15 protein-coding genes are annotated in these 16,791 nt (G+C 36.9%); all 15 read left to right on the forward strand.

Features of this window, described 5'->3' with window-relative positions; all coding sequences use genetic code 11:
- The first annotated feature begins 17 nt into the window (after positions 1-17).
- Entirely contained in the window at positions 18-1,103 is a 1,086-nt protein-coding gene (locus tag MKY29_RS07225; RefSeq protein WP_241595840.1) for a BMP family lipoprotein, read from the forward strand.
- 143 nt (positions 1,104-1,246) lie between these two features.
- Positions 1,247-2,797 carry an ABC transporter ATP-binding protein gene (locus MKY29_RS07230; RefSeq protein WP_241595837.1) on the forward strand — a complete coding sequence of 517 codons (1,551 nt, stop codon included), beginning with the start codon at positions 1,247-1,249 and terminating at the stop codon, positions 2,795-2,797.
- Complete coding sequence (locus MKY29_RS07235; RefSeq protein WP_093494496.1) at positions 2,787-3,833, forward strand: ABC transporter permease; 1,047 nt, start codon at positions 2,787-2,789, stop codon at positions 3,831-3,833. Before MKY29_RS07230 ends, MKY29_RS07235 begins: the two co-directional genes overlap by 11 nt.
- A gap of 1 nt (position 3,834) precedes the next feature.
- Complete coding sequence (locus tag MKY29_RS07240) at positions 3,835-4,794, forward strand: ABC transporter permease (protein ID WP_241595834.1); 960 nt, start codon at positions 3,835-3,837, stop codon at positions 4,792-4,794.
- A gap of 161 nt (positions 4,795-4,955) precedes the next feature.
- Positions 4,956-6,233 carry an EF-P 5-aminopentanol modification-associated protein YfmF gene (gene yfmF, locus MKY29_RS07245; RefSeq protein WP_241595831.1) on the forward strand — a complete coding sequence of 426 codons (1,278 nt, stop codon included), beginning with the start codon at positions 4,956-4,958 and terminating at the stop codon, positions 6,231-6,233.
- Complete coding sequence (yfmH, locus tag MKY29_RS07250; protein WP_093494499.1) at positions 6,226-7,527, forward strand: EF-P 5-aminopentanol modification-associated protein YfmH; 1,302 nt, start codon at positions 6,226-6,228, stop codon at positions 7,525-7,527. Before yfmF ends, yfmH begins: the two co-directional genes overlap by 8 nt.
- Entirely contained in the window at positions 7,520-8,251 is a 732-nt protein-coding gene (ymfI, locus tag MKY29_RS07255) for an elongation factor P 5-aminopentanone reductase (protein WP_340879403.1), read from the forward strand. Before yfmH ends, ymfI begins: the two co-directional genes overlap by 8 nt.
- Positions 8,252-8,408: 157 nt before the next feature.
- Complete coding sequence (locus MKY29_RS07260; protein WP_090562399.1) at positions 8,409-9,215, forward strand: DUF3388 domain-containing protein; 807 nt, start codon at positions 8,409-8,411, stop codon at positions 9,213-9,215.
- Positions 9,216-9,231: 16 nt separating this feature from the next.
- On the forward strand, positions 9,232-10,092 hold the full coding sequence (locus MKY29_RS07265) for a helix-turn-helix domain-containing protein (RefSeq protein ID WP_340879404.1): 861 nt from the start codon (positions 9,232-9,234) through the stop codon (positions 10,090-10,092).
- Between the two features lie 54 nt (positions 10,093-10,146).
- Positions 10,147-10,725 (forward strand): CDP-diacylglycerol--glycerol-3-phosphate 3-phosphatidyltransferase, encoded by a 579-nt coding sequence (pgsA, locus tag MKY29_RS07270; protein ID WP_090563557.1) that lies wholly within the window; start codon positions 10,147-10,149, stop codon positions 10,723-10,725.
- Between the two features lie 14 nt (positions 10,726-10,739).
- Complete coding sequence (locus MKY29_RS07275; RefSeq protein ID WP_093494502.1) at positions 10,740-11,996, forward strand: competence/damage-inducible protein A; 1,257 nt, start codon at positions 10,740-10,742, stop codon at positions 11,994-11,996.
- 179 nt (positions 11,997-12,175) lie between these two features.
- Positions 12,176-13,246, forward strand: coding sequence for a recombinase RecA (gene recA, locus MKY29_RS07280; RefSeq protein ID WP_269915663.1), 1,071 nt, complete (start codon positions 12,176-12,178; stop codon positions 13,244-13,246).
- A gap of 713 nt (positions 13,247-13,959) precedes the next feature.
- Positions 13,960-15,516 (forward strand): ribonuclease Y, encoded by a 1,557-nt coding sequence (gene rny / locus MKY29_RS07285; RefSeq protein WP_093494503.1) that lies wholly within the window; start codon positions 13,960-13,962, stop codon positions 15,514-15,516.
- A 93-nt stretch (positions 15,517-15,609) separates the two neighbouring features.
- Positions 15,610-16,407, forward strand: coding sequence for a TIGR00282 family metallophosphoesterase (locus MKY29_RS07290; protein ID WP_090563553.1), 798 nt, complete (start codon positions 15,610-15,612; stop codon positions 16,405-16,407).
- Between the two features lie 84 nt (positions 16,408-16,491).
- Positions 16,492-16,758: a stage V sporulation protein S gene (locus MKY29_RS07295; RefSeq protein WP_090562386.1), complete on the forward strand. Its 267-nt coding sequence runs from the start codon at positions 16,492-16,494 to the stop codon at positions 16,756-16,758.
- The last annotated feature ends 33 nt before the right edge of the window (positions 16,759-16,791 follow it).

Below are 16,791 nucleotides of genomic sequence, written 5' to 3' on the forward strand. Positions count from 1 at the left end.
TAATGGGGGTTTTCAAGTTGACAAAACGTAAATTTGGATTAGGTCTATCACTAGTACTAGCTGCTGGAACAATTCTAGGAGCATGTGGATCTAAAGATGAAGAAACAACTAAACCAAAAGATTCAGAGGGTACAGGTTCTGAGGGTACTACTGAAGCAGTAGATTTTTCTTTAGCAATGGTAACTGACGTTGGTGGAGTTGATGACAAATCTTTCAACCAACTAGCTTGGGAAGGTATTGAAGCTTTCGGTAAAGAAAATGGTCTTGAAAAAGGCGATGGTGGATATGACTACCTTCAATCAACTGGTGACGCTGACTATATCACAAACTTAAATAGCTTAGTACGTCGTGACTTTGATGTAGTTTATGGGATTGGTTTCTTAATGGAAAAACCGATTGGTACTATTGCAGACCAACAACCAGAAGCACAACTTGCAATTATCGATGCTATCGTAGATAAACCAAACGTTGCATCTGTAATGTTTAAAGAGCAAGAGGGTTCATTCCTTGCAGGTGTTGCTGCTGCTCTAATGTCTGAATCTAAACAAATCGGTTTTGTTGGTGGAATGGAAATTCCAGTAATCGAACGTTTTGAAGCTGGATTCTTAGAAGGTGTTAAAGCTGTAGACCCATCTATTAAAGTAGATGTACAATACACTGGTAAATTTGATGACGCTGCACTTGGTAAAACAACTGCAAACCGTATGTATTCTTCAGGCGTAGATATTATTTTCCATGCTGCTGGTGGTACTGGTAACGGTGTATTCGCAGAAGCAAAAGAACGTAAAACAAAAGATGCTAATGCAAACGTATGGGTTATCGGAGTTGACTCTGACCAATACGAAGAAGGTGCAGTTGGCGATAAAAATATAACTCTTACATCTATGCAAAAACGTGTAGACATTGCAGTTCAAACAATTGCAAAAGAAGCAATGGCTGGAAACTTCCCTGGCGGGAAAACAGTAACTTATGGTTTAGCAGAAAAAGGAGTTCAGCTTGCTGATTCTCGCGGAGCTATCCCACAAGAAATTTTAGATCAAGTTCAAGAATACTCAGACAAAATTGCTGCTGGGGAAATCGTTGTTCCTGAAACAGTAGAATAATAGTATTACCAAACATCATAAAGACCGAATTTTCTCGGTCTTTATGATATTTTAAATTAATAGATGAAAGATTTTAACTTTTCAAAGTATAAAGTCTTTCCTGTATTAATTTAGTACTAGTATTATAGTGGGGAGTGAATTCATTGGAATATGTAATAGAGATGCTTGGCATACGGAAAGAGTTTGGATCGTTTGTTGCAAATGATAACATTACCCTTCAGTTAAAAAAGGGCGAAATACATGCTCTTTTAGGAGAAAATGGAGCTGGTAAATCCACCCTTATGAACGTATTATTTGGGTTATATCAACCTGAGGCCGGCGAGATAAAAGTAAAAGGAAAGACTGTTAAAGTTACGGACCCAAATGTTGCGAATGAGTTAGGTATTGGGATGGTCCATCAGCATTTCATGCTTGTTGAGAATTTTACAGTAACAGAAAATATAATATTAGGAAATGAGCTAACAAAAGCAGGCATTGTCAATATTAAAGATGCAGCAAAGAAAATTCAAAAGCTTTCAGAAATGTATGGATTAGATGTAGACCCTAATGCAAAGATTGAAGATATTTCTGTTGGCATGCAGCAGCGAGTTGAAATATTGAAAACGCTTTATCGCGGTGCAGATATACTGATATTTGATGAGCCGACTGCTTCGCTTACTCCTCAAGAGATTAATGAGCTAATCCAAATTATGAAGCGCTTAATACAAGAGGGTAAATCAATTATTTTGATCACGCATAAGTTAAAAGAAATTATGGATGTATCTGATCGAGTTACCGTTATTCGTAAAGGTGAAGGAATTGGTACTGTGGTTACCGCGGAAACAAATCCAAATGAATTGGCATCATTAATGGTTGGTAGACAAGTAGAATTTAAGACTGTCAAAAGTGAAGCACATCCTACAGATGATACACTCGTTATAAAGGACCTAGTCGTAGCAGATTATCGTGGAATCGATAAAGTTAAAGGATTAAACTTAACTGTCCGTAAGGGTGAAATATTAGGGATTGCAGGAATTGATGGCAATGGGCAAAGTGAATTAATCGAGGCAATCACTGGTCTACGGAAATCAAAGTCTGGTTCAATAATGATAAATGGAACCAACTTGACCAATAAAAAACCACGTAAAATTACAGAGTCTGGTGTAGGTCATATTCCGCAGGATCGTCATAAGCATGGTTTAGTTTTAGACTTCTCTATCGGTCATAATATTGCATTACAAACTTACTATCAAGATCCTATTTCGAAAAATGGGATTATGAATTATTCAAAAGTTTCCGAGCTAGCTCAAAAAATTATTAACGACTTTGATGTTCGCACACAAGGGGAACACACACCTGCTCGTGCACTTTCTGGTGGAAATCAGCAAAAAGCAATTATTGGACGAGAAGTTATACGTGATCCAGAATTGTTAATCGCGGCATTACCAACACGTGGACTCGATGTAGGAGCTATTGAATTTATTCATCAGCGTCTTATTGAACAACGAGATAAGGGTAAAGCGGTACTTTTACTTTCATTTGAATTAGATGAGGTTATGAATGTATCCGACCGCATTGCAGTTATCTATGATGGACAAATTGTAGATACATTATTGCCTAAAGAAACCTCTGAACAAGAGTTAGGATTATTGATGGCAGGTCAAAAAAAGAATTCAAACATAGATAAACAGGGGGAAACAACTCATGTCGAATAGAGTAGTCAATATACTTGTCCCTGTAATTTCTGTTATTTTAGGATTGCTCGTAGGAGCCATTGTCATGCTAGTAAGTGGATATGATCCGGTGCAAGGTTATGCTGCACTTTGGAATGGTATTTTTGGGGATACTTATGCAATTGGAGAGACTATTCGTCAAATTACTCCGTATTTACTTGCAGGTTTATCAGTAGCATTTGCTTTCCGTACAGGATTATTTAACATTGGGGTTGAAGGACAATTATTAGTAGGATGGTTTGCAGCAGCTTATGTTGGGATTGCATTTGATCTACCTATGTATATCCATTTACCATTTGCAATTATCGCAGCAGCTTTAGCTGGAGCATTATGGGCTTTCATTCCGGGTCTTTTAAAGGCAAAATTACAGGTCCATGAAGTAATAGTAACAATCATGATGAACTATATTGCTTTACATACAACAAATGCATTGATAAAAGTTGTATCGGATGGCGGAGACAATACAGGAACGATTAATGCAACGGCTTCCTTAAAGTCTGCATTTTTCGAAAGTATTACAGATTATTCCCGTTTGCATTATGGTATTTTCATAGCATTAGCAATGGTGTTATTGATGTGGTTTTTATTAGAAAAAACAACAACTGGTTACGAGTTAAAAGCAGTTGGTTTTAACAAACATGCGTCTGAGTACGCAGGTATGAATGTGAACAAAAATATTATTCTTTCTATGGTAATTTCCGGTGCATTTGCTGGACTAGCTGGTGCGATGGAAGCGTTAGGTACGTTCCAATACGCAAATGTTAAAGGTGGATTTACTGGTATTGGTTTTGATGGAATCGCAGTTGCCTTATTAGGAGCGAATACTCCACTGGGAGTAATTTTTGGTGCGGTGCTATTTGGATCATTAAAATATGGAGCTCTCAATATGCCAAACGAAGCTGGTATTCCAGTAGAAATAGTTTCAATTGTAATAGCTATTATTATATTCTTCGTAGCATGTGGTTACGTTATTCGCTATTTCCTTGAAAAAGCGAACAAGAAAAAGGAGGCGAAATAATATGAGCTTCTTAGATGTATTATATTTTATTATCCCTTCTGCGATTTTCTATGCAGCTCCTTTAATCTTCGTAGCTATCGGTGGGGTTTTCTCAGAACGATCTGGTGTTATCAACATCGGATTAGAAGGTTTAATGGTTATGGGTGCTTTTATCGGTATTCTATTTAACTTAATGTTTATAGATACATTTGGAGCGATGACTCCGTGGGTTTCGTTAATCGCAGCAATGGTTGTTTCTGGGCTATTCTCAGTTATGCATGCAGTAGCATCGATTTCCTTCCGTGCGGACCAAACAATATCTGGGGTTGCGATCAATATGCTAGGTGTTGCAATTGCTCTTTTCTCTGTGAAAATGATCTATGATAAAGGTCAAACAGATTATATTCAAGAGCGATTTATTCGCTTTGATATACCACTATTAAGTGATATTCCGATAATTGGACCAATGCTATTTAAAGATGTATATGGAACTTCAATTTTAGCAATCGGAGTTGCAGTGTTGGCTTGGTTCGTTATTTACAAAACTCCATTTGGATTACGTCTACGCGCTGTAGGGGAACATCCGATGGCTGCAGATACAATGGGTGTTAATGTAACTAAAATGCGTTATATTGCTGTTATCCTTTCTGGTGCGCTTGCAGGATTAGGTGGTGCAGTTTACTCTCAGTCTATTTCTGGAGAATTTAGTCATACTACTATTAATGGACAAGGGTTCATGGCTCTTGCAGCAATGATTTTTGGTAAATGGCATCCACTTGGAGCACTTGGAGCAGCTTTGTTCTTTGGGTTTGCTCAAGCACTAAGTATTGTTGGTGGGCAAATTCCTTATGTAGATCAAGTACCAACTTATTTCTTACACATCTTGCCTTATGCTTTAACTATATTGGCAGTAGCCGGATTTATAGGAAAAGCACACGCACCAAAAGCTAGTGGAATACCTTATATTAAAGGAAAACGATAATTTAAAGTTTTGTAGTTAAGCCAGTCTATACTTAACCAAACTAAATAGAAAATGGAAGAGGGACCAATTAATTGGTCCCTTTTTGTTTGGACTGATATAATTAGAAAATGTATAGTGAATCACTAACTGAGATACACTAGAAAGAAAAAGGGGGATCACTTATGTTTCAACAATTCGAACTTGCAAGTGGCGTTAAGCTTTTTGTGAGACCTACAGAACAATTCAAAACGATCAATATCTCGTTCAAATGGAAACAACCTTTAACAGTAGAAAAAGCATCTATTCGTGCAGTTTTAGCGAATATATTACAATTCAGCAATGAAGTATACCCTACAAATGCAGCTTTTAGAAAGCGCTTAGACGACTTGTATGGAACTGCTTTATACTTTGATACAACGAAAAAAGGGAGCCACCATATTTTTTCACTGAACGCAGAAACCGTAAACGATGCATACTTATCCAATGAAAAAATTGTCGATGAAGTATTTTCTTTATTACATACCGTTATTTTTAAACCAAATTTGGAGAATGGCAAATTTGGTGAATCAATTGTAAAAAGAGAAAAAGAACAGGTAATTGAACGAATTCAATCCATGTATGATGACAAAACCAGATATGCGCAGCAACGTTTGTTAGAGAACATTCGCCCAAATAATCCAGCTTCTATTACATCTAATGGTACAGTGGAGGCTGTTAAAGCGATTACAAACGAGCAACTAATTGAAATGCATCATGATTTACTAACAAAAGACGATTTATCTATCTATGTAGTTGGGGATGTAAATATACAGGAAATAAAAGAAAAAATGCAGAGTCATTTTTCCTTTGTAGATCGAACAGAAAAGATTGAAAAGCCAGTTGATATACCAAGCGAAACAACTGATAAGAAATTTCTTCATGAAATACAAGATATGAAACAAGGTAAACTTCATATTGCCTATCAAACACCTATCACTTTTTTCTCGGAAGAATTTCCGGTTATGCAGCTTACAAATGGTATTTTAGGTGGATTTTCGCATTCTAAAATTTTTATGAACGTGCGTGAAAAAGAAAGTATGGCCTATTATGCATCGAGTAGCTACTCTTCACTCTATGGATTAATATTCGTGTTAGCAGGAATAGATTCTAATTTGCAGAAAAAAGCGGTCGCATTAATAGATGAACAACTAAAAGCAATGCAAGCAGGTGATATTTCCGACTTAGAATTAAACCAAACGAAATCTATGCTTACCAATCAACTGAAAGAAGCTTTAGATTCCGCACGTGCTCAAATTGAAATATACGACCAATATAAAGAATTGAACGCATCCTTTACCGTAGAAGATTGGGTCGGAAAATGGATGAATGTTACAAAAGAACAAATACAACAAATGGCATTAACTATTGAAAAGGAATTTGTTTATTTCCTTTCAGGCAAGGAAGGTGCAGCAAATGAATAAAACTTATTTTCAACAATTAGAAGAAACATTATACAACGAAACACTTCCGAATGGTTTAGATGTTTATATTTTGCCGAAGAGAGGGTTTTCGAAGACATTTGTCACTTTTACTACAAAATATGGTTCTATAGACCGTGAATTTATTCCTTTAGGTAAAGATGAACCTGTTATTGTTCCTGATGGCATTGCTCATTTTCTCGAACATAAAATGTTTGAAAAAGAAGAAGGGGATGTATTTCAAAAGTTCAGTGAGAAAGGTGCATCTGCAAATGCATTTACTTCTTTTACAAGAACGGCGTACTTGTTTTCCTCGACAGACCATGTATTAGATAATACGAAAACTTTGTTGGATTTTGTTCAACAGCCTTATTTTACAGAACAAACTGTAGAGAAGGAAAAAGGTATTATTGGTCAGGAAATTACGATGTATGACGATCAGCCAGATTGGCGTTTGTACTTTGGGACAATCGAAAATATGTATAAAGAACACCCAGTAAAGATTGATATTGCAGGGACAATTGATACTATTAGCCATATTACAGCAGAACATTTATATGAGTGCTACAACACTTTCTATCATCCATCAAATATGGTTTTATTCGTAGTGGGGGCAGTTGATCCAGAAGAGATGATGGACTTCATCAAAGCAGATCAAGCGGCAAAAACATTTGAGGAACCACAGGAGATCAAACGTTTCTACCCTGAGGAGCAAAAAGCAGTCGATAAAAAAGAACGTACTCTTCAGATGGATGTTCAAAAACCTAAGGTATTATTTGGAATTAAAGCAAGTAATACCGACATCTCTGGCGATGAAATGTTAAATTATGAACTAGCGATGCAAGTAGCAATTGAAATGATATTCGGTAGAAGTTCGGCATTTTATCAAGAAATATATGAGAATGGATGGATTGATGAATCTTATTCAGCAGATTTCTCAATGGAGCAAGGCTATGGTTTTACAATGATTGGATCAGATACCGTTAACCCGACTGAACTAACCGAGAAAATAAAGGAAACCATTAAAAATTATGCTTCTAATTGGAATGTGGAGGATGAAGATTTACAACGTATCGTCCGTAAGAAAATTGGCTTTTTCTTAAGAGCACTAAATTCCATAGAATATATAGCAAATCAATTTACACGATACTCCTTCAATGACATGAATTTATTTGATGTTGTTCCTGCTTTAGAGAAACTAACAATGGATCAGGTGAAAGCAGCATTCCAATCGTTAATAGACGATAATGCACATACTGTCTTTACAATCTTGCCTTATGAGAAAAGTAATGAGTAAAAAGTTTGCATTGGTGTTAGGTGCATCCGGTGAAATTGGTCACGCAATATGTCGTAATCTCGCGGAAGCCGGTTGGTCCATGTACCTACACTATGCAAACAATAAAGGAAGCATAGTAACATTAGTCACAGAACTCAACAAGTCTTATCCTGAACAAGAGTTTATCGTAGTACAAGCAGATATGAGTAATCCGAATTGTATTGAAAAAATAGTTGCTTCTATATTTACACTTCAAGCGATAGTATTTGCCCAGGGACATAGTCTGTACAAAGGTTTAGAGGACACTAGCTTAGATGATATTCGTCTATTATTTCAAGTGCATGTGGAGCATCCTATGGCATTATTAGGAAAACTAAATAGTAAGCTTCGTCAGCAGTCTAGTAGTTCAGTTATTTTTGTTGGCAGTATATGGGGAGATACAGGTGCCTCTTTTGAAGTTGCCTACTCTGCTGCAAAAGGAGCTCAGCATGCCTTTGTAAAGGCATATGCTAAAGAGGTTGCACTACAACGTACAAGGGTAAACGCGGTCGCACCAGGATTTATCGATACAAAAATGAACGCTCATATTGAAGAGGAAGCTCGTCAGCTGATTCTTGAAGAAATTCCTGCCGGTTTTTTGGGATCCACACAAGATATAGCGGATGCCGTCGAATTTTTAACGAGTGAAAAGGCCAAATACATAACAGGTCAAATCATTCGGGTTAATGGTGGATGGTATATTTAATATCCTACTTCATGTCGCAAATAGTGAAACCAAATAGAAAAAGAAAAGAGAGTATTACACGCTCTTTTCTTTTTTTCTTTTATTCGACTACAAAATCATATATGATAGAACTAATCATGAAGTGAAACGTCATCTATAGAGAAGGGAAAGATATAACATGGCTAGTGAATGGTTTTTTGAATATGAAATTCAAGTTAATCGTCCAGGACTTTTAGGTGACATTGCTTCTTTACTTGGTATGCTTCGAGTTAATATTGTAACGATTAATGGTGTAGATGAAGGCAGACGGGGTATGCTTATAAAAGCAGAGAAAAAAGAAAACATTGAACGTTTTGAACATATCGCTTCAACAATGGAAACGATTCAATTGACTAAATTTAGGGAACCTAAGCTAAGAGATCGTCTTGCAGTTCGTCATGGTAGATATATTCAACGTGATGCAGACGACAAAAAAACATTTACATTTGTTCGTAATGAGCTTGGTCTTTTAGTAGATTTTATGGCTGAAATCTTTAAGCAAGAAGGACATAAACTTATTGGAATTAGAGGAATGCCAAGAGTAGGGAAGACGGAATCAGTCGTAGCAGCAAGTGTATGTGCAAATAAAAAATGGATATTCTTGTCCTCTACGATGATCAAACAAACAATTAGAAGTCAATTGGCAGGAGACGAGTTTAGTGATCGTAATATTTTTATATTAGATGGTATTGTAACAAGAAAATCAAATGATGAAAAGCATTTACAGTTAGTAAGGGAAATGATGCGGATGCCGACTATCAAGGTTGTGGAACATCCTGATATGTTCATCCAGCATTCTGAGTATTCTCTTGATGATTTTGACTATATTATCGAGCTTCGTCATAGTCCGGACGAGCAAATCACATATGAAATGATGGAAAAAAACCACGGAATGTCTGACAAAGGAATGACGGGCTTTGGCGGATTTGGTGGATTCAATTTTTAATGGGCAGGTGTTTTAATTGACTGAACTTGGGGCTCGCTTAAAAGAAGCGAGAACAGCAAAGGGTTATAGTATTGACGATTTGCAAGAAATAACAAAAATTCAAAAACGGTACTTAGCAGGTATTGAAGAAGGTAATTATGCAACTATGCCAGGTGCATTTTATGTTCGTGCATTTATTAAACAATATGCAGAGGCAGTTGGATTGAATGGAGACGAATTATTAGAAACGTATAAATCAGAAATCCCTTCTCCATCAAATGAGGAAGTAACAAAAAATATTCCTACAACACCATCTAGACGAGCATTAGGAGGACGATCGTCAAGTAAATTGATGGAGATTTTCCCAATGGTTATGGTTGTAGTTTTTGTTATTGCAATTATCGTAATGTTTTGGTTTTTATACCAAAATAGAGCCGATGATCCGGATACAGAAGTTACTAACGACGAGTTAACGCAAGAGAATAAACCAACTTTTGAAGACAATGAAAATATACAACCTGATTCTGAAGAAGAGCCAGTTGAGGAAGAACCTGTAGAAGAAGTTGTGGAAGAGCCAGAACCACCTGCACAGCAGTTATCATTCGTAGATATACAAGGTGTAACTTCAACGTATAATTTAACCAATGCAGAAAATTATGCAGTAAAATTGGTCGCAGCAAATACTACATGGTTGAATATTAGGGATGAAAATGACAAAATTCTTGTGGATCAATCGGTGAAGGCTGGAGAAACCTTCGAATTTGATGCAAATGCATTTTCTAAAATCCGTATACGTCTTGGGCATGCGCCTGGGAATACTGTTACAATAAATGACGAAGTGGTAGAGTTTAAAAGCACAGAAGTTGCTCAAAATGTAGTAATACAGTTCAACAAATAGTCATCTTAGTGATGGCTATTTTATTTGAAATTGAAAGGAGTTTTTTTCATGAAAATGAATATACCAAACCAAATTTCTTTGTTTCGTATATTTTTAATACCTGTTTTTATGTTTTTTATGCTTGTAGACTTCAATTGGGGAGATATTACTTTATTGGGAGCAACTATTCCAGTTGGACATCTAGTTGGTGCTATTATTTTTATAATTGCTTCGATTACAGACTTTATCGATGGGTACTACGCTAGAAAATATAACTTAGTTACGAATATGGGGAAATTTCTTGACCCTTTAGCAGACAAGTTATTAGTTTCAGCTGCTTTAATCATTTTAGTTGAGTTTGGAATGGCACCATCATGGGTAGTAATATTAATTATCAGCCGTGAGTTTGCAGTTACTGGTCTTCGATTGATATTAGCGAATGAAGGCGAGGTAGTAGCTGCCAATCAATTAGGTAAAATAAAAATGTGGACACAAATTGTTGCGATTTCCTCCCTTTTATTGGGTAATATATTCTTTGAAATGTTCCATATACCATTTGATATGATCATGCTGTATGTATGTCTATTCTTTACGGTCTGGTCTGGATGGGATTATTTTTATTTGAACCGCAAAGTGTTACTAGATTCTAAGTAGGAAGGAAGTTCTTCATGAAGGCAGAAATTATTGCAGTAGGATCAGAGTTATTACTAGGGCAGATTTCTAATACAAATGCCCGTTTTATTTCCACTCAATTAGCAGAGATTGGTCTGGACGTATACTATCACACGGTTGTTGGAGATAATGCGAATCGGCTGTTAGAATCGATTAAAATTGCAGAGAAACGAGCAGACCTTATTATTTTCACAGGGGGATTAGGTCCGACAAAAGATGATTTGACGAAAGAAACTATTGCAAAGCATCTAGGTATGAACTTAGTGCTAGATAATCATGCAATCATGTATATTGAAGATTTCTTTAAGCGTATGGATCGTAAAATGACGGAAAACAATAAAAAACAAGCACTTGTTTTAGAAGGATGCACCGTGCTGGAAAACAAACATGGTATGGCACCAGGGATGTTACTTTCTACGGATAGTCATTCATATATGCTACTTCCTGGACCGCCGAAAGAGATGGAGCCAATGTTCCAATTCGAAGCGAAGCCATTATTACCTCAACTCCTTTTGGATGAAAATGTTATTTTGTCCCATGTTATCCGTTTCTATGGAATTGGAGAAGCAGAATTGGAAACAGAAGTGCAGGATCTCTTAGAGAACCAAACGAATCCAACACTTGCTCCACTTGCATCTGATGGTGAGGTTACCCTTCGTTTAACCTCAAAAAGTAATTCTGAAGAAGAAGCTTGGAAAAAGATAGAAATGTTACAAGCTGAAATCCTCAACCGTGTAGGTAAATTTGTTTATGGTTATAATAATGACTCTCTACCATCGAAATTGAGAGAAATCCTTATTGAAAATAGTCTAACTATTTCAGCAGCAGAGAGTATGACGGCGGGACTTTTCCAATCGGAGCTTGCTGCAGTACCAGGAATGGGAGAAGCATTGGTGGGTGGAATGATTACCTACACAGAAGATGTGAAGATTAACCAATTAGGTGTTGATGCTGATATTATTGAGAAATACAGCGTTGTTTCTAGTCAGTGTGCTGAGCAAATGGCTCTTCGAGTTAAAGAAAAGTTTCAGACGGATATCGGTGTGGGCATTACCGGGGCAGCGGGTCCTGATGGTCATGGGGGTCAACCGGCAGGTACAATTTGGATTGGAATCGCATTAGGCGATACTAAGCCAGTAACATATAAGCTTAATCTATCAGGTTTACGAAACACGAATAGAATTAGAACAGTGAAGTTTACAATCTATTATTTGATACGTTTGTTGCGGGAACTAAAATTATCAGGAATTTAATTTTGATTTATAAAAACGGCCCAAAATTTAATTTTGAGTCGTTTTTCACACTCAAAATTAAATAGTTATAAAAAATAAACGAATGAACGTTCGCTTTTTTCTTGTAAATTTCTCAAAGACCGAGTATAGTAAGAATAGAAATAAAAAACATCATCATTTCTTTTGAGGAGGAAATATAATTGGCTAACAATGATCGTAAAGCAGCTTTAGATATGGCGTTAAAACAAATAGAGAAACAATTTGGTAAAGGTTCTGTTATGAAACTAGGAGAAAAAACAAATCTAGAAATTTCTACATCTTCTAGTGGTTCATTAGCACTGGATGCTGCACTAGGAATAGGCGGGTATCCAAGAGGACGTATTATTGAAATATATGGTCCTGAGAGTTCAGGTAAAACAACTGTTGCTCTTCATGCCATCGCAGAAATACAAAAAACTGGTGGTCAAGCTGCGTTTATCGATGCTGAGCATGCCTTAGATCCAGTCTATGCACAAAAACTTGGTGTAAACATTGATGAATTACTGTTATCGCAACCAGACACAGGGGAGCAAGCACTTGAAATAGCAGAAGCTCTTGTACGAAGTGGAGCAATTGAGATTTTAGTAATTGACTCGGTAGCAGCATTAGTACCAAAAGCGGAAATTGAAGGAGAGATGGGAGATTCTCATATCGGACTTCAAGCACGTTTAATGTCACAAGCATTGCGTAAGCTATCAGGTGTAATTAATAAATCGAATACGATTGCAATTTTCATTAACCAAATTCGTGAAAAAGTTGGAGTAATGTTCGGAAATCCAGAAGTTACACCAGGTGGTCGTGCGCTTAAATTCTATAGCTCTGTTCGTTTAGAAGTAAGACGTGCAGAAGCGATCAAACAAGGTACCGATATTATGGGGAACAAAACCAAGATTAAAGTAGTTAAGAACAAAGTAGCTCCACCATTTAAAACTGCAGAAGTAGACATTATGTATGGTGAAGGGATTTCACAAGAAGGAGAAGTAGTTGACATAGGATCAGAGTTTGATATTATTCAAAAAAGTGGTTCTTGGTATGCGTACAATGAAGAGCGCATAGGTCAAGGTAGAGAAAATGCAAAACAGTACCTAAAAGAAAATCCTTCTATTAAATCTGAAATAACTGGTAAAATCCGTGAATCACTTGGAATGGCGGCAAGTTCACTAACGATTGGTGGACATGAAGTCGAAGAGGAAGAAGACGGAGAGTTCGAATTACTATTAGATGAAGAATAAAGTCCAGAAAGTCTCTCATTCATATGAGAGACTTTTTTTGAAAGTTTATAAACATGTAATGTGAATACTGGGTTCACAGGTCTTTTAAGAATGTATAATGCAGCTGTTTTGCGCTTCAGTTGGACTCGTTCTGCATGGGTGAGCGATGCACCATCACCGTCGCTTGCGGCTCAACATGTTGGTTCATCAGTCTCACTGATCGTGGCAGAGTCGCCACCTTTCACTTTGAATACGAATCATCTTTTCTCTAGTTAAACAAAAACGCACTAACCTATTTTCAAAAGTTTATAAAATGCAATAAGGTTACCGAAAAATAGAGAGACTAGTCGTGACGTTAGTCACGACCAGACTCTCCAAAAAGTCCATCTGTATAATATAGTAGGATGTTTGACCAAAGCCCTCAAAAAAGATAGAAACGGTTTTTGACCGTAAAGAAAGCCTATGCTTTTTAAAGTAGACTTTTTCAAACCTAGCCATAATTTTCAATAAAAAACTGTATTTTTATTCGCTTGAATGAAACTACATATATCCAGATGTTTATTTTGTCCTACTTTTCATATATTATACTTCCCTTCCTTGACAGAGTATTTCTACATCTATACAATTAAAATTGTATAATTTCTTTATTATTAAATGATTATAGGCATTACGTATATGTTTTTGTATATACGTGCCGACTGAAACTAAAAAGTATAGCATTAGGGGGTGTTCGAATGACAGAAATTATCATCTCCGCTTTGCTTGGTCTGATTGTCGGTGCCGTTGTTGGTTATATTTATCTGAAAAACGTGAACGATTCAAAAGTGACTGGTGCAAAACAATCTTCAGCAAGTATCATAGATGAAGCAAAGCGAGAAGCGGAAGCGTTGAAGAAAGAAGCACTTTTAGAAGCCAAAGATGAAACTCACAAATTACGAAATGAAGCAGAATCTGACATCCGTGAACGCCGAGGCGAACTGCAAAAACAGGAAAATCGGTTATTACAAAGAGAAGAGAACCTTGATCGTAAAGATGATGCTCTAAACAAGAGAGAAGTAGGTCTTGAGCGTAAAGATGATGCTCTAACTGAAAGACAACAGCATATCGAACAGAAAGAAAGCAAAGTGGATGAACTAGTTAAAAAGCAACAAACTGAACTAGAAAGAATTTCTACTTTAACTCGTGAAGAGGCGAAATCCATAATTCTTCAAGAAGTAGAAAATGAACTTGCTACGGATATTGCTGTGATGACAAAGGAATCGGAAACTAGAGCTAAAGAAGAATCCGATAAAAAATCTCGTGAGATTCTTTCCCTTGCGTTACAACGTTTTGCAGCAGACCATGTTGCAGAAACAACTGTTTCTGTAGTTAACTTGCCAAATGATGAGATGAAAGGTCGTATTATTGGCCGTGAAGGTCGAAACATTCGTACACTTGAGACGTTAACTGGTATTGATTTAATTATCGATGATACTCCAGAAGCTGTGATTCTTTCAGGCTTTGATCCAATTCGAAGAGAAACTGCCCGTTTAGCACTTGAAAAACTGGTACAGGATGGACGAATTCATCCTGCACGAATCGAAGAAATGGTAGAAAAGTCTAGAAGAGAAGTAGATGAGCAAATTCGCGAAATTGGTGAACAAACTACATTCGATATTGGAATTCATAATTTACATCCCGACCTTATGAAAATTCTAGGTAGACTTCGTTATCGTACAAGCTATGGTCAAAATGTATTAAAACACTCAACAGAAGTTGCCTATTTAGCTGGGTTATTAGCTGCAGAACTTGGTGAAGACGTAACACTTGCAAGACGTGCAGGGTTACTTCATGATATTGGGAAAGCAATTGACCATGAAGTGGAAGGCAGCCATGTAGAAATTGGTGTTGAGCTTGCAACAAAATATAAAGAGCATCCAGTAGTCATTAATAGTATTGCTTCCCATCATGGAGATACAGAAGCTACTTCTGTTATTGCCGTATTAGTGGCGGCTGCCGATGCATTATCAGCAGCACGACCTGGTGCAAGAAGCGAAACATTAGAAAACTACATTCGTCGTTTGGAGAAATTAGAAGAAATTTCTGAATCCTATGAGGGTGTAGAAAAATCATTTGCTATTCAAGCTGGTCGAGAGATTCGTATAATGGTTCGTCCGGATCAGATTGATGACTTAACTGCTCATCGTTTGGCGAGAGATATCCGTAAACGAATTGAAGAAGAATTAGATTATCCTGGTCATATTAAAGTGACTGTTATTAGAGAAACTAGAGCTGTAGAATATGCAAAATAACATTCAATAATGGTGTTCTACTGTTTGCTAAGTTAGTATTAACAAAAAGGCTTCGAAATGAAGCCTTTTTTTCGTGAAAGGAATGAAATAGTAATGAGAATATTATTTATAGGTGATATCGTTGGTTCGATGGGACGAGATACATTAGAAGATTATTTACCAAGATTAAAAAGAAAATATAATGTAGATGTAGTTATTGCTAATGGGGAGAATGCAGCTGCAGGTCGTGGGATTACTAAAAGTATTTTTCAATCATTGCTCCATATGGGCGTAGATGTAGTAACGATGGGTAACCACACTTGGGATCAAAAAGAAATAATGGATTTTATCGATGACACGGATTATTTAATTCGTCCTGCGAACTTTTCAGAGGATGCACCTGGTAAAGGGATGACTTCCATCTCTAAAGGGGGGCATACCATTTCAGTGATCAATATGCATGGCCGCACATTTTTACCACCCCATGATGATCCATTTAAGATGGCTACTGAAATGGTTGAAGATGCGAAAAAACTATCACCAATTGTCTTTGTAGATTTTCATGCAGAAGCTACAAGTGAAAAAATCGCATTTGGTTGGCATTTAGATGGAAAAGCTTCTGTTGTAGTTGGAACACATACGCATGTTCAAACTGCAGACTCCCGTATATTACCTGGAGGTACTGCTTATATCACAGATGTTGGTATGACAGGCCCATACGATGGGGTACTAGGTATGAAAAAAGAAGATGTTCTTTACCGTTTTCAAACGAATATGCCAGCTCGTTTTGAAGTACCAAAGACCGGACGTTCTGTGCTTAGCGGTTTCTTTGTAGAAGTGGACAATACCACTGGGAAAGCAATACACCAGGAACGAATTTATATAAACGAGGATTACCCATTTAAAGGCTAAAAGTCTAAAAGATTACTCCTGCGCATAAGTTAGATTATGAACCAGAAGCAAGTTCATAATATAGCGACAAAAGGAGAAATGATAGTGGATTCTTTAAAAGTATCTTCCAGATCAAACCCAAATTCAGTTGCTGGGGCATTAGTTGCAGTAATTAGAGAACAAGGGTATGCAGAGATGCAAGCAGTAGGAGCAGGAGCATTAAATCAGGCTATCAAAGCGATAGCAATTGCCCGAGGATTTGTAGCCCCAAGTGGAACAGACCTAACTTGTTCTCCTGCCTTCACCGATATTGTCATATCAGGTGAAGATCGAACAGCTTTAAAGTTACTTGTTGAAAAAAAAGCAAAATAGACGGGGGGTCGCTACTTTTATAGTAGGCGACCT

Source organism: Psychrobacillus sp. FSL K6-2365 (assembly GCF_038003165.1).
Lineage (GTDB): Bacteria > Bacillota > Bacilli > Bacillales_A > Planococcaceae > Psychrobacillus > Psychrobacillus psychrodurans.